Annotated in this window: 15 protein-coding genes; 11 read left to right on the forward strand and 4 right to left on the reverse strand. The window is 32.1% G+C overall.

Features of this window, described 5'->3' with window-relative positions:
- Window positions 1-34 precede the first annotated feature (34 nt).
- From ACZIYX_RS18760 to ACZIYX_RS18810, 11 genes are all read left to right on the forward strand, one after another.
- Window positions 35-3,979, forward strand: a complete 3,945-nt coding sequence (locus ACZIYX_RS18760) for a DUF4280 domain-containing protein (RefSeq protein ID WP_462683795.1) — start codon at window positions 35-37, stop codon at window positions 3,977-3,979.
- Entirely contained in the window at window positions 3,966-4,817 is an 852-nt protein-coding gene (locus ACZIYX_RS18765) for a hypothetical protein (protein ID WP_462683796.1), read from the forward strand. Before ACZIYX_RS18760 ends, ACZIYX_RS18765 begins: the two co-directional genes overlap by 14 nt.
- 89 nt (window positions 4,818-4,906) lie before the next feature.
- Window positions 4,907-5,038 (forward strand): hypothetical protein, encoded by a 132-nt coding sequence (locus tag ACZIYX_RS18770; protein WP_462683797.1) that lies wholly within the window; start codon window positions 4,907-4,909, stop codon window positions 5,036-5,038.
- Between the two features lie 85 nt (window positions 5,039-5,123).
- Window positions 5,124-5,333 carry a hypothetical protein gene (locus ACZIYX_RS18775; protein ID WP_462683798.1) on the forward strand — a complete coding sequence of 70 codons (210 nt, stop codon included), beginning with the start codon at window positions 5,124-5,126 and terminating at the stop codon, window positions 5,331-5,333.
- A gap of 9 nt (window positions 5,334-5,342) precedes the next feature.
- Window positions 5,343-6,320, forward strand: a complete 978-nt coding sequence (locus tag ACZIYX_RS18780; protein WP_462683799.1) for a hypothetical protein — start codon at window positions 5,343-5,345, stop codon at window positions 6,318-6,320.
- 3 nt (window positions 6,321-6,323) lie between these two features.
- A complete protein-coding gene (locus ACZIYX_RS18785; protein ID WP_462683800.1) occupies window positions 6,324-7,472 on the forward strand; it encodes a C40 family peptidase in 1,149 nt (382 codons plus the stop codon).
- A gap of 101 nt (window positions 7,473-7,573) precedes the next feature.
- Entirely contained in the window at window positions 7,574-7,699 is a 126-nt protein-coding gene (locus ACZIYX_RS18790; protein WP_462683801.1) for a hypothetical protein, read from the forward strand.
- Window positions 7,662-8,237, forward strand: a complete 576-nt coding sequence (locus ACZIYX_RS18795; protein ID WP_462683802.1) for a hypothetical protein — start codon at window positions 7,662-7,664, stop codon at window positions 8,235-8,237. Before ACZIYX_RS18790 ends, ACZIYX_RS18795 begins: the two co-directional genes overlap by 38 nt.
- A 245-nt stretch (window positions 8,238-8,482) precedes the next feature.
- The gene (locus tag ACZIYX_RS18800) at window positions 8,483-8,983 is read left to right on the forward strand and encodes a hypothetical protein (protein ID WP_462683803.1); all 501 of its coding nucleotides are present in this window, start codon (window positions 8,483-8,485) and stop codon (window positions 8,981-8,983) included.
- Between the two features lie 286 nt (window positions 8,984-9,269).
- Window positions 9,270-9,719: a hypothetical protein gene (locus tag ACZIYX_RS18805; RefSeq protein ID WP_027414297.1), complete on the forward strand. Its 450-nt coding sequence runs from the start codon at window positions 9,270-9,272 to the stop codon at window positions 9,717-9,719.
- Between the two features lie 107 nt (window positions 9,720-9,826).
- Window positions 9,827-10,432, forward strand: coding sequence for a hypothetical protein (locus tag ACZIYX_RS18810; protein ID WP_462683804.1), 606 nt, complete (start codon window positions 9,827-9,829; stop codon window positions 10,430-10,432).
- Between the two features lie 6 nt (window positions 10,433-10,438).
- Here ACZIYX_RS18810 and ACZIYX_RS18815 read toward each other — a convergent pair whose 3' ends face one another.
- The 4 genes from ACZIYX_RS18815 to ACZIYX_RS18830 form a co-directional block, all read right to left on the reverse strand.
- Window positions 10,439-10,609, reverse strand: a complete 171-nt coding sequence (locus ACZIYX_RS18815; protein WP_462683805.1) for a hypothetical protein — start codon at window positions 10,607-10,609, stop codon at window positions 10,439-10,441.
- Between the two features lie 12 nt (window positions 10,610-10,621).
- On the reverse strand, window positions 10,622-10,858 hold the full coding sequence (locus ACZIYX_RS18820) for a hypothetical protein (RefSeq protein ID WP_189457495.1): 237 nt from the start codon (window positions 10,856-10,858) through the stop codon (window positions 10,622-10,624).
- Between the two features lie 1,639 nt (window positions 10,859-12,497).
- Window positions 12,498-14,255: a DUF3987 domain-containing protein gene (locus ACZIYX_RS18825; RefSeq protein WP_462683806.1), complete on the reverse strand. Its 1,758-nt coding sequence runs from the start codon at window positions 14,253-14,255 to the stop codon at window positions 12,498-12,500.
- Window positions 14,255-15,193, reverse strand: a complete 939-nt coding sequence (locus ACZIYX_RS18830; RefSeq protein WP_462683807.1) for a BT4734/BF3469 family protein — start codon at window positions 15,191-15,193, stop codon at window positions 14,255-14,257. Before ACZIYX_RS18830 ends, ACZIYX_RS18825 begins: the two co-directional genes overlap by 1 nt.
- Window positions 15,194-15,393 lie beyond the last annotated feature (200 nt).

The raw sequence follows: 15,393 nt of genomic DNA on the forward strand, positions 1-15,393 counted from the left end.
AAATTATACTAACTTTACATAACGCATAAGTATTATGGAAGACCCAATAAAACATCTAATAAAGAGGCAGGTTTCTAATATGCAAATGGAAAATAGGGACAGCCTGATTAGTTTATACCTTAATAAATATAAGGAGTATAATCCTGATGCAAACTATTCAATATTGAATAAGCGTATAAAAGAAGCCAATCCAAGCGTGGACTGGGGCAATTTGAAATTGGGTCAAAAAATCAACATCCCTATGGATGTTCCTAAAGAAGAGGAAGCAGAACAAGAAAACACAGTAACCGATACCACAACCCAAACCAGTACAGCTACAGTTACTACAGAAACTACCAGTAGCCAAACCACAGAGCAACAAACCACTCCAGAACCGTCAGGCAAACCAGATAAAGCAGGTACGTATCCCGTATGTCATGGGGCAGAATGCAGGTGCGATCAAAGCAAAGAAAAAATGCCTGCACTATTAAAAGTAATAAGCCATCAGGACATTTATATAAATGATAAAGAAAGTGCCGAAAAACTTTTGGCAACAACTCAGGATCTGGGGATACCATTTCAAAAAAACGTTAGTACTTTTGGCAGCTGTTTACAACAACCATTAGGGTTTGGGCAATACAAACCCTGTATTCCTAATATTACTAAATGGGATAAAAGCTACCAAGCCATAAAAATAGCACAAGCCAATAATGGCGAAGCTTTATTAGAAGAAAGCGAAGGCGAGTGTAGTTTTAAAGGTAAAATAACCTTTACCACACACGGGCAAACACAAGTGATTACCGCAGCAGATGTAGCCGAAGTACCCGCAGAGGTGGCTGTAATGCTAACCTACGGTATGCTGACAGAGGAACAAGTACATGCACTAGCAACAGGAACATTCGAGGATAAAAAAATCCAAAACAAGCCAATTGAAGATATTAACGTTTTGGAACCGATCTCTCTTTCGCCCAAAAACGACACCTATAGGATCAATGTAAATCAAAAAACACTGGTTTTTAAGGTTAATAAACCAAAAAATATCGATGATAAAGAAAAAGCAGCTATAAATTGGGCAGTATATGTAAAAAAGGAAAACAACACCTATGGGCATCATCACACCTTTGTAGATCAGGGGGACACCTTTACTTTTCCGTACAGGACTCCAGGAGCTTATGCTATAGAAGCATTTAATGATACCCCAAAATTTAATAAAATAACAGGTAAAAGTAAAAGCAAAGCATACAACTTACTGGATATTGTATATCAACAAATAGAAGGGTTGGCACTAGCAGTCGATGGCAAAGACCGAACAGCAATCTTGCGGGTACGCCCTAGTGAAACAGTAATTGTAAGTGCAAAAAAAGAATTTCCTGACAATGATCTTAACCCAAAGCATATTGTTTGGGAAGCAACATTAGATGGTAAAAACATTCCTTTTACAAAAGATAAAACAGTACCACAAATAACGATACCTCCACAAAAAAACACCACTGCAAAAAAAATAGTAGTAAAAGCTACTTACGAGAATATTGAAAAAAAGATAACTTTTACGGTAGAAAAAAATTATATAAAAAAAATCAGCGCCGATAAAGACAGTATTTGTGTACTTAAAGAAAAGGAAACAAAAAAAGAACGCCATCAAGTAACCTTTACCGCACATTATCAACTACCTTATAATGCAGCATTGGGCGATCCAAAACCCCAATGGTGTTGGTATAACAGAGGACAAAAACCAGATACCCATACGGTACTACAAAATGAAAACGAACTTACCTATACTGGTACATCAGAAAAAGAAGGAGAATGGAATATTGAAGCATTTACCGAAAAACCCAAAGGATTAAGTGCCCCGCTAAAAGCTATTAAATCTCGAATAACCAAAGCCTATTGGGCAGATAAAAACGGAAATAGTATAAGCAAAAGTGGTTTTAAACATACTGTATACATACATATAGAAACACAAGCCTTGCAAGGAGAAAAATTACAACTCAATGTGTGGGAAAGCCAAAAAGGAAAAGATGATTTTAAGAAAAATGCAGGAGTACCTATAGAGATAAAAGAAAGAAACGGGATCATAAACCAAGCGTACACCATACCAGATGGAAATCCAGGCTATTGGAAAGAAAATAATAAATACGAATTCTTTTTTACTATCGAAACACTGGATTTTGAGGTAGAAGGTACTATGCAAGACCCCGAAGCAGAGAATCAATATATACTTATACCCGCTCCCGATAAAAAAGTAAGGTATCTGCATGTAGATAAAGAACAGGCAATAGTAAACCTAAGAATATACGAAACAGACAACCAACTGCATACAGGTATTGTAAAATATGGTGATACGGTAACCATAAAAATTAATACCAGAAATTATATAGATAAACCATTAGAGTTTAAAATATGGGAAGATGTTAAAATCGATAACCATACAGATGAGTATAGTGTATATGACACTTATGATGATAAGGAGCAAAAAGGGCATGTAATTAGTTTTAAAGTAGACGGAGAAGGCAAAGGCGAAGCTCTGTTTACTATACCAAAAGAATGGGAAAACAAACACCATAAATTAGCAGAATTACCTAGATATTTTTATTTAAAAGAAAAAGAAAGTGGTGTAGAGTTCCCAAGGGCTTACTATGTAGCTAACCCAAACAAAACCGAAGAAGAAAACAAAAAAAACAGCAACCGTATAATAGCTTTAATGTTAAAAGTAGCCAAGACTTTACCGTTAAAGGATTTTATGGAGGTCAATAGTGCCGTGATCTTGGGGAGTGAACCAAGTTTTGCTCCAAATAAAGCTGTTAATAAAGAAAGTAGTGAGAATTGTCCAGAATTGATATGGGGTAAAAAAGTGAGCTGTAAATTTAGGAGAAAAGTTGTGGAAATTTCTAAAAAGCTGAATTTAGGTAAAGATGAGATAGAAGGTGCCAATTGGCTTATGACAATTATGGCATTTGAAACAGGCGGATCATTTAGCCCTTCTGAAACTAATTCTTTAGGCTATACAGGTCTAATACAGTTTGGTTCAGCAGCTGCAAGCGAAATTGGAACCACCCAAGCGAAATTAAAGAAAATGAGCGCAGAGTACCAACTTAACTATGTGCTTAAATATTTTGAAAAGAAACGCTTTAGTGGAAAATTAAAAACACTAACTGATCTCTATTTGGCGGTGAACTATCCTGCTGCCTGTGGTCAAGGAAAAAACCAATACTATGTAGTATATGATAGCTCCAGATCTGCTTATGATGCTAACCCTTCCTTTAAAAAAGAAGAAAATGAGTTTTATATAGAAAAAGGAAAGAAAAAATATTATAAAGGAAAGGAGGGTAAAAGTTATGTATGGGAATTTAAGGAAGAGTTGATTAATTGGTCTAACAATGGAAGTAAGTCTAAGAACAATTGTGTAATTGATGATTGTGATTATATAGAGAATAATTGTTCTTGTGGAAAAACACACATTGATTTAAGATCACTATTAAAATTTAAAGAACAAGGTTCTGGAAATCAATATTGTTTATTGACTTGTCAATCAATACTGAAAGAATTTGGAATTAATTCTGAGGGACCAGTTATTGAACATGCTACGAAACGACATGCCTTTTATCAATTAGCATTAGAAGATGGTTCACATACCAAGTTAGTTTATGATTTTAATGCAAGTAAAGAAGGAATAAAATATATCAATAAAGAATTAGATAATAATCGTCCAATAATAGTTGGGGTTGATCATACTTTAGACGGAGGTATAAATAACGAGCAAGATATACAAACAACAGATCACTTTGTCATAATTGTAGGCAGAGGATGTGAAAAAGAACAAGTATTTTATCAATATTGGGATGTGGCAACTCAATTTGGAGAAAAAGAAAAGTACAAGTTCATCATCAAAGACAATAAGCTTATAAATGAAACTGCTTATGCAGGAAGAAATAAACCTGAAGATAGTAGAAAATTTACCGTAACTCAAATTAGAAGAAATAAGGGACATGAAACATTGTAACACAATATTATCTATTTTTATAACTCTTTTATGCTTTTCCTGTAAGCAGCAAACAAAAGAACAAATAATAAATCCTGAAAAAGCAGATCTAACTAATAGAGTTTTTTTAGGTCTAAAACAAATTGATAAGAAATATACAGTATATCAAGATTGTAATACTTCTTATCCTAGAATTCATGTTTTCAAACATACAATTTCTGAAGATGCAGGTATGGAGAAATTTAATTTTAATATAAAAGAATTTTCTTTTCAAAGTGATACGATAGTTTATTCATTAAATTTCACAGATGATCAAAGCAGAGAAATTAAATTCAAGTTTTTTAAGAATAAAGATAGTTTATGGGAAATAAACAATAAATTATATGTAGATAGTTTAGATTTAGAAAAAGTAAAATTCATTAACAAACCAAAGTGCATTGATTGTTATAGCCCACAAGAATGTATCAAAAAAGGTTTATTAACAAACACAGAGACTACTATAAACTCTGAAAGAATAAAAAATCTAAAAGGAACTTATTTTTTTCATTCTAATGTATTCAATGAAAGTACAAACGAATGGGTTGATGATGTTGACTATGAAATCAATTTTAAAGACAATCTTATATTATTCAAAGGAGAAGGAAGGCAAATGTTTTTTGAATTTGAATGCTTATCAAAAAAAGATGATAATGAAATTATGATCTTTTTTAAGAAAACAATAAACGGAGGTTATGAACCATTTGAAAACACAAACTCTCCAATATTGAGTATAATTAATAATAAAGGAAAAATATACATTAAAAGTTCTTTTATTACTTATGAAGGTAAATCAAACAATCTAATTCCTTTAGATTTATAAGCTTCTGATTTCTCAGGAGAAAAGCTTTTAAAAATGATTGCGCTGATGGAAGTTGTACATTAGATTCTAGCAAACATGATGGTAAAGTTATGAATTCAGATTTATTAATTAAAGAAGGATTAGAGTGGGCTGAAAGCCTAGCTTTAACAGAAAGCGAACTTAAATCAAATCCTAACGCAATTTATAAAGTAAAATACCCCCATCCTTGGGAGTATCCCTGACAAACTAATAAAGAATACTGGAGACCCAAAAACTGGTGATATTTTTGTTTGGTCACGTTCTTCGAATGATGGTCATACAGGTTTAGTGTACAAATACGATAAAACAAAAGATACTGTATGGATATTGGAAGCCATTACTAAAGCTAGTGGAGAATCATTTAGCAAAGCAAATGGAGGGGATAATATAACAAATAGTACAAGAACATCTGTATACAAAAGAAATGGAGGAGCTTTATCAAGCCACTCAGGATGGATAGGGTATTTTAGACCGATTAATTATACTAAAAAATTATGAGATATATATGTGATATTATTAACAGTATTATTAAGTAGCTGTAAAGAAGGCCAAAGTCAGAATAGTTATAGTGATTATGATTTTTTAGATGCACAAAATTATTTAGAAGAATTTACTGTTTTTAATGACTGGTTTATTACTTCTACTTTTTGTAAAAGAAAAGACAATCTTGAGATGGAATTCTCTGCGGATATTTATTTAAAATATCATGATGAATTAAAATGGAAAAAAAATAAACACTGGTACAAAAACGAGGAATATATTGTATCTATAGATGGCACAAATATAATGAAATTTGATAATGAGTATCTGTATAATAATTTTGATATGTGGGCTATAGTTATAACTGATGAATATTTTTTAAATCACAGTGAAACAGATAATTCATGTAATGATATTAAAGAAAATACAGAGTATAAAATATACTATTCACAAGCAAAAAACAAACAATGGCAACTCATCGAAAAAACATTTCACTCCGATAGGGTAAAAGAAATAATAAACCAAGAAACTTCTAAGTTAAATTTCAAATACAATAAAACACCTAATTTAGATTTAATTGAAATCGATAATAGTGACTTAAATTTTATTAGAGGTACTTATAAAATTAATTGTACAGATGAAACATTTGATCCATTAATCTATAATTATGATAAAAACTCTAGTTATATAGACCTATTTAATAAAGAAGATATGCAAGCTAGGGTTATATCTTCTATTTTAAAAAACAAAAATTCGACCGATAAAAAATATTACTATAAATATGATATGTTAGCTGGTATCACAAGATATAATGATAAATTAAACTGGAATGAAATATCCAAAGACAGTATAATCGCAAAGGTTGAAGCAGTAGGTAAAGGCAAGTTAAAATTATGGTGGTATGGTTTTTATGATGCCAAACAACAAAAACGCGTACATCTAGTATCAGACTTTAATACTATTGGGGGAGAAAATCCTGTAACATTAGTAAAATGTGAGGATTAGTTAGTGCTTTCCGATACTACAAATGCTTGCGAAAGTTTAATTTGGGGAAATAAAAAGAATTCTAAATTTGTAACCTGTTCCTTTAGAAAACGAGTAATAGAAATAGCAAAAAACCTTGGCTTACCACAAAAAAATAACAAAGGTGCTAATTGGCTTATGGCAGTAATGGCATTGGAAACAGAAGGTACTTTTGACCCGAGTATAAAAAATAAAGACGGCTACGTTGGACTAATACAATTTGGTGAGAGTACTGCTAAAGATATGGATACAACACAAAAACAGCTACAAAAAATGACAGCTTTAAAGCAATTAGATTATGTAGAAAAGCATATTAGCCGTAAAAAAGATAAGATAAAAACACTTACCGATGTGTATCTTTCTGTACTAAACCCCAAATCTACAGGTTTAGGTAGTAATGAAAAAGCAGTTTTATGGGATCATAATCGTAATGCCTATTTTAATAACCCTGCTTTTCATAAAGAAGAAGGCGAATGGGAAACAATAAAAAAAGAAATAAAAGGTAAAAAAAGACGTGGATTTATAAACGGAAAAACCTATATATGGGAGGTTAAAATGGTGGTAGAAGGTTGGTATAGCCGAGGGGTTGCCAAAAAAAATACATGTAAAAAGGATGCAAGTACCTGCGAATTTGGTAGTAATTCTGGGAATAGTAAAGATGGAAAGACAGTTCCTTGGATGGACGTGGCATTAAAGGAGGCTAAAGATGCAAAAGGGGTTTTTGAAAATCAAGCTCCACTTACCACAATGATCAAGAAATATCATAATTATTGTAATTTATTTGATAATCCAAAAACTCCAAAAATCGAAGACTTAGAAGAATCATGGTGTTCTTCCTTTGTAAGTTGGTTTTTAGACCAAACCGATTATAAAGGAGTGCGACATGCAGGTTCTCGTTTTTATATAGCAGACGATCCCATGTGGAATGGTGCGAATAACAAACGTAAATTAAAAGCAAAGGATATGCTTATTAAAGTGTCTGAACCTCTATATGGTGCTATTGCTGTATTTTCAGATTGCTCTAAAGAAGGGGTAGCTAAAAAAGGGGGACATGTATGTTTTGTGTACGGAACTGTTAAAGGCTCTGAAAAGCTAGCTGTTTTAGGGGGAATCAAAATAGTCAAATTAAGGTAAGCCCTTATGATTGCTCAGGGAATGTATTTGTTTCTTGGAACCAACGAAACAAAGCAGGAGAAATAATTAAGGTACATTATAAAAAGTTTAGAGGGTTTTATATGCCTAAAGATTATAAGAGTGGAACACTATTAAGTGAAGAACATCATTATCAAAGCTTTGAAGAAGCCAATAAAAAAGCAACAACTATTGAAATTAAAACCAGTAAAGATGGAGAAAGTTCTTAAACATATTGTTTGTATAATCATTTTATCATTCGTTTTTAGTTGTAAAACAGACAAAAAAACAACTACTAATTCTGAAACTGAAAAACTACAATCAGCAGTCATTGATACTTCCAAAATTATATCACAACAATCTAAGTTTAATACAGAGAACCCGAACTGCTTAAAAGAAAGTGATAGTTTAGAATTTAAAAAGTTCCGAAAAAAACTCGCAACTGCAATAACAAAAAAGGATACACTAGCTATTATGGATTTAGTTCAGTTCTCCTCTATAGATAAAAATATATCCATTGAAAAGAAAAAAGAATCCCTTAAACTAGACTTTGAACCTATTATGGAGTTGTGTTTAAAGGAAGTTATGCCAGAATATGCATTGCAAATCTTAAATGGTGCTGAGTATTTTGATAATATTAAAGGTTCTGAAGATTGCTTTTCATACAATATAAATAATAGTTTTCCAGGTATGGAAGTTACCCATATTTTCATTTTTGAAAAGGTTGATGGAGAGATTAAGCTAGTTGCAATAGAAACTTTCGGTTAATAATTTAATCTTAATTCTTTGTTTTGTATTTGGATTAATTGAAGAAGATTATCATGCTTGCTTAGGAGGCAATCAAGGTTCTGGAAAATCAGGAACACAACAAATAAAACATGGTACTGTCAGTATTGGTAAAGAATTTGCAATAATGAAACCTAAAAAATTTAAAGTTCAATCCTTTGATCTCCCTGAGATGTCAGAAGATGCAGATGGTAGTTACAAATCCACACGATAAAAAACTTACAATTATGAAATCAAATATTACAATTTTAATGCTCTCCTCTTTTTTAATTTTTGCTTGTAAGCAAGAAGTGAAAAATGAAAAGACTAAAGAAGTTAATAAAGCGGAAATAATACAAAGCAACGAAACAAAGCCTTCAAAAAATGACAAGCCGCAAAATAATACCAATTGCTTTACTCAAAATGATATTGAAAATTTGAATTTATTCTTTAAGTATATTTCTAGTAAAGATTCTGCTCCTGCTTTAGCTTTAATTGATTCGTCTAATTTAAAATTCAAAAAAGAGGATATCTCAAACTTGAGAAAATTGTTTTTATCAAATGACTTTGATTCTTTTGAATTAAAACATGAAAATATTGACTGTAATGATTACATAATTCTTGATATTATGGAAAGGATAAAATATGAAGATGATGGTGAAATTCACTATTCTGAAAGAAATATTATGTACAAACTAACTAAAAAAGGAAAAAATATTTATGTTGAATCTGCTGGGATAGCTGGATAGATAAAATAAAGTTGGTTAGTAAAAGTCCCAAAGGTTTAAATTTTAATTTCTCTAAGGGATTTTATAAATAACCTAATTTAGGTTGTTCCACTAGGTGTGTTTTTATATAAATTGATGTTTGGATCAAACAGATTATAAGGGAGTAAAAAATGTAGGTTCTCGTTTTTATATATCGTACGATCCGAAATGGAATGGTGCTTATTGCTATAAAACATACAATTATGACATTCTTGAAATAAAAAAATGTAGGAGGTAATTATAAATCAATACTATAAAAACTAAAATCATGAATTCTAAAATTGTAGCTTTAATATTTAGTGTTTTCCTTTTATTCGCCTGTAAGCAAGAAGTGAAAAAAGAAGGTTTATTAGAATCTTCAAAGTCAAGAGTTACTAAAAAATCTCAAGAAATATTTCAAGAAAAAGAAGGATCATTTTATATTAAAAACTGGATAGGTGTGTATACCTTTGATTATGGAGGTGAGCATATGGGAGAAGAATTCGATGGAACTGTAAAGTTTCAAATAAAAGAAGCGTCTTCAAAAATTTATTTTAATAAAGAAGAAGAGTTAATAGAAATAGTAAATATTACAAAAGATACCATTCACTTTCAAAATAAAAAAGGAGATATTTATAAAATATACAAAGATAAACAAGGTTATTTTAATGTGGGTGGTCATGAAATCTATATGTTAAACCCTCCTAATGAAAGTTATTTATTAACTAAAGAAAAATAATCATTAATGAAGTATTTGACATTTATTGGAGTTTTTGGTTTTAGAGTGGTTCTTTGTGGAGTTATTAGCTTTTTCATTATTAAAAAATTGGAATTACTCAATATAATATGAACTTCGAACAATTAAACCAAAAAATACAACCTTTACTGCACCCAGATATTAAATGCTTTGTTACCAAAAATAAATCCAGTGATAAAAGCACCGTATGTATTGAATATTATACTTTGCATACAAGATCAGGAATGATCGGTGGTGTCGAAGAAGGGATTTTACATATCGGAAATACTTTATATCTACAGGATAAAAAGAAATCTTTCATCCAAATTTTAGACGAAAACGAAAAGCTTATTTGTAATCAAGAGTTAGATATTTTCATAAAAAAACAACCTGAAATTAGAGTTTCAGAAAAATATGATGTTTTACTGGATATTTTACCTGAAGCTACTGGATCGGGGTTTTGGTATTCTATTAGTTCAAAGAGTCCTTTCCAAATGCCTGCAATGGGTAAGGTAACCTCCAATAGTTTAGAAAAACCAATACAAGAAACCTCAAAAGAAATTTTGATAAGAATTTGTTTTAAGTTAGCCAATCACCATAATGTATTGGATATCTATCAAATAAGTTATTTAATACACATCAATATTCATCATATCGATTTTGGTAGCAACACTTGGGGGATTGTCAATGATGAATTTGAAGTTAATAAAAGATAGATATATCTATTGTCGTAAGCGTTTTTTTCTATCCTCAATTTGATAATATAAATCTACCCCTGTTTTAATGGTTTTTAGGACTAGATAAGTCGCGGTAACAATTTTAAGAACTGTTGCAATAGTATCTACGGTAGAACTATCCTGTCCAAAAACTTTGTTCATTGTATTTACATTCATAGGGATAGAGTATTATAACCTATGTGCATCCCTTAATTTCTTTGTAGCTGCTACCACTTCTGCATATTCTTTAATCAAGTACTTAGATATAAATAGAGTGCCATATACAGCCCCTAGTATAGCTATTCCTTTTACCCAAGGATTTTCCCAGAGTATTTTTACTTGATTAGCCATTTTCTTTATTTCATCTGTTGACTGTTCTTTCTTTTTTAGAGATTGTTCTTGTGTTATTTTTCTTCTTTTTTCCAAACTGTTTGTTGTTTATTTCAATATTTGGTTTAGTGTTTGTTTTGGAATCTAAGGTTAAAAATACATCGGTTTTTAGGATTGTTTTATTGAAAGAATCGAGAGCAATTTCTGAAAAAATATAGCAATTCACAAACTAAAAAATTGTTTAAGCGAGTATAAATACTTCTTAACGTAGTAAAACTTAAATATGGAAAGTACTATAAAACTATTAATTCTCTAACTACAATATGGCTTCCCAATTTATAGGGACATGAACTCAACCGTAGTAAAAATAATTTTAAATATTTTTTTTCATGTACCCCACTATAGTTTTATCATGCTGGTCTTGCAAAACGGATTCAGAAACCTCCTTTCTTTTTCTTAGCGTAGTTAATATTATTTTTAGAAAAATTCTGGAAAAATTCTCTTATCCCTATAGAAATAGTTCCAGCTCATCCCTATAAGGAAAAGATGTGTATCTTTCTCTTATAGAAAATAGTTCCAGCTCATCCTTATAGGGAAAAGTTGGCTATTTGCTAAGAAGAAAAGTTCTCTCACTCCTATAGAAAATACTTAGTCATTACTATAGTAAAAACTCACGTGTCATCCCTATAGAAAATACTTAGTCATTACTATAGTAAAAACTCACGTGTCATCCCTATAGAAAATACTTGGTCATTGCTATAGTAAAAACTCACGTGTCATCCTTATAGAAAATACTTGGTCATTGCTATAGTAAAAACTCACGTGTCATCCCTATAGAAAATACTTGGTCATTGCTATAGTAAAAACTCACGTGTCATCCTTATAGGAAATACTTAGTCATTACCCTTTAAAAAAGTTAAATTATTCAGGGCTTAAAAAAAATCAAAAAAAGGTACGAAGTGTTACGGAAATAATTCTTTAAAAATCTTAATTATTTTAATTACAAATCGGGATGTGGATTTCTACAAAATACAGACCCCAATGGGATGTGTATTCGATTCTCAATCGGGATGTTTATTTTTCAAAAATACAGAGCCCAAAAACCATCATCAGACCAGTATTTTCAATTGTTTTCATTTTTAAAAGCAATTCTTGATCGGGGGGTGTATTTGGAGCCGAAAAACATCTATAAAAATAATTTGCAATCGAAATGCTTATTTTGCGAAAATACACAGCCCATTTGAGATGTGTATTTTTAGTTTGATAGAGGTACGTGTATAGGTATAAAGAAAACTTCTTATTTTGATAATGTTGTTTAGATAGTGATCGTATGTTCGATTTGATCCATATGTACACACAATCAAATAATTTGTACCAACCAATCCCGATACAAATTGTATCGCGAGTATACCAACATGGGTAAACGTATATTAATTTGAATTTACATAGATTATTGTTTCTTTGAATTAAATCAATCTATATTATGACAGATATAAATCCAAAACCTCAAAAAAAGGTACTGCGGGTTTTGAGGTTATTGAGGGTTTTGAGGTTTTAAGATTTGTGTGACAATCCAGAAGATGTCAAAAAGGTGTAGTTTTTTATATTTATAAAGGAGGTTAATGAAATGTTTTTTGATTATATGTTTGCGTATAAATATGTAACCTATATAGGTATAAGGAATATTGCTCTTTATACCTAGAAAACCTCAGAAACCACCAAAACCTCAAAAACCTCACCTTGTCTTTTTGAGGATATGGCGATATTGTCCCTGAGCACTTCTTTGTAAATATCCTTTTTCAATAAATCCCTTAATATATCTTTCTGCACTTTTAGAAGAAATATCCAACACTTGTGCAATATCTTTAAATCCTTTGGTAGTAAACTCTACTGGTAATTGATCCAGAAATAACTCTTTGTGTGTTTTTTGCCTTGGTAGTATAGGTTTTCTTTCTGGTAAGTATAAAAAGACCGCTTCTGTATGTTCCAGCAATGTTTCTGTGATTCTCAAAGCAATATTAAAATCTAAAGCACTACATTGGTGTACTTTGGCAAGTTTTCCGTTCTCCAAGATTCGAAGCGCAGTTAATATCATACTGATCCTATAGCAAATAAGCCCTAATCGCAATACCGACGCTTCTAACCCTTTCTTTTTTAGAAACAGGAATTTATCGTATTGCGTACTAAAAAAATCATGAAACTGTAAGGTTTGTTCTTTTTGTAAAGATATCTGTACCCCTTCAGTCCGCATTTCCAGCGTATCATAAAATCCCTTAAATTGTTGCCCCAATCGGTCAAAAACACTGTCCAATCCTTCCTCCATAGGATTTACAAATACGTCCCTCCACTGTTTTTGTCGATCCATCTGGTAAAACATAAACCTGCTAAATAACCCATTTTGCGAATCTGGCATTAATGCAAGTACCTGATCGGGAGTACCTGTAAGTACCGTAGATAATTTCGGACAAGGGATATCCACATATTCACTATCGGTTCTGCGATAATAACTAATAGGTTCATGGTGAAAAGCTTTTCTAAAACCATCACTATAATTTCCATATTCACTTTTAAAGGTTTGTGCAAGGGTATCTCCTTCGGTTTCAAAGATCAGTCCAGCCCCATCATTATTAGCTAGTAGCTCAAAAGTACCCGTGGCACTACTATTGGCAGGAATAAAAAGCATTTTCTCTGGAGGTTTGGCTGGTTTAGCCAAAGTTTTATCTTTCTTTTTTAAATCATAATATTCTGCAAGCTCTACATCATACTGTACTTTTTCAGAACTGGTCTGTTCCCTTTTGTGATGATGGATTGGAGATACCAAACGCCTGCACAGGTTTACTTTTCCTTTACCAGAAGATGCAGGAGCGGTTATAAAGAGAAATAAATTGGGATATACGGTAAACTGGTCATACATACCATAAACATTCGGTAAACAGGCACTTAGTACAGTAAGTGCCCCCAATAAGAGAATATCCCTTTCTGTATTATTTCCTGCTGGTTGCACTACCTGTTGCAAGTAAGAGGGGGCTTGTTCGAAAACAAAGTCAGGGAACTCTGATAAGGGTTTCTGCCGTTTCACTATTCCTTTTTCCGCAATACTATTGCTAGGCGGAAGTATTTCTTTCTTTTCTAATGCAATCCCTGCTTGTTGTGCAAAATGAAAAAAAGAACCCAGAGTAACCCCATGTTTCTTACTTTTTAAGCACTGTTCGTATTGGGATTGGCATTCTTTGTAGGTATACTCTGGGTAGAATTTACTAACCCTGTGAAACAAAACATCTCCTTGCTGCCCGAATGTAGCAGCGAAAGCAAAGCCGATCTTGATCCAATCCTGATAATCAGTAGTTATATCGATACCAGAAGCTTCTAGTTTTTCTATAACTGCTTCTACAGTATCCAGAGTTTGCTGATATAAGAATACGATGGGTTTGTTTGGTGCTATGGGATGCTTTTCTGGAGCATCCAGATACTTTTTTGGATGAAAGATTGCCATTACAATACATATTTAGGGTGTATATACGCTTCGGGGTCATACGGGAGCAAACACCCCCTGCTAACATCAGCACCACTGGTATCCATTTCAATAGCATAGGTTTGTTGCAAATACTTGGAAACCGCTTCAAAATATTCTTTATGAGAAACTTCATCCAACGAAATTGGGATAATCCATTTTAACCCATTTCCCCTTGGGGAAGTAAATAATAGTTCCGTAGAAAAATACGAATCTCCCAACAAAGTTTCTCGTATTTTCTGTAAGCTATCCATATCCTTTACCCCATCTATATCCACAGTCAATAATCCAGAGTGTTGGATAAGGGAAGTATTGCTTCTTTTGGTAAAGGTTCCTGAAAAGGTTACATAATCAAAAAACTTCTTTTTATAGGTTTTTTGCTGCTGCTCGTTTTGGAGTTCCCGAAGTGTTTTTGTCTTGTGCTTTCTAATAGGGGCAGTAATCATAGAATAGGTTTCTGGTATTCCAACCGTTGCAGAAGGATAAAGGTTGTATAAATTAGAAGTAAAATAACTAAACTTAGGATGCCATTGCTCATCAGGGATTTGCTCCAGAGCTTCCTGTATTCGTTGTTGGTTAGAAGAATAGTCGGAGATATTGCTTTCTAACCTCAAGTGTAGTGCATCGTTGATCTTAATAAGCAATTCATCTTCGGTATCTGTCTGAAAATACAATTGTGCAAAATCAAAAACAGTTCCCTGAAATCTGGGGTCTACCAAATCTTGATAAACCGCTTGGTGGTTTACTACCTTGATGAATAAACTACGTGTGTTTTCCAAAGTAAACGGATTAAAGGTAGGTTTGCATGCATACTTACTTACAAACAATACGGTTTGTTCTGGATAGAATTGCCGTAGTATATAGCTATATATCTTCAACCCATAATGGGTTTTGGATAGTATGGTTTTTCTGGTAATCATATTTTATTTTTTTAGAATCTAAAAGAATGGATGGTTTCTCTAATACATTAAAAAAAGAGGAACAAGTGGTACGTTTATCTTTCTTTGCCATTTCACTATGGGTAAAGAAGGGAGACAAAAGTAGGTGTACTGTAGTGGGCTTCTTTTGCAGATAATCGCACTACAGTACTTATACTTTTTTGGAATATCAACCGAGGCTT

This window comes from Aquimarina sp. (assembly GCF_977115655.1).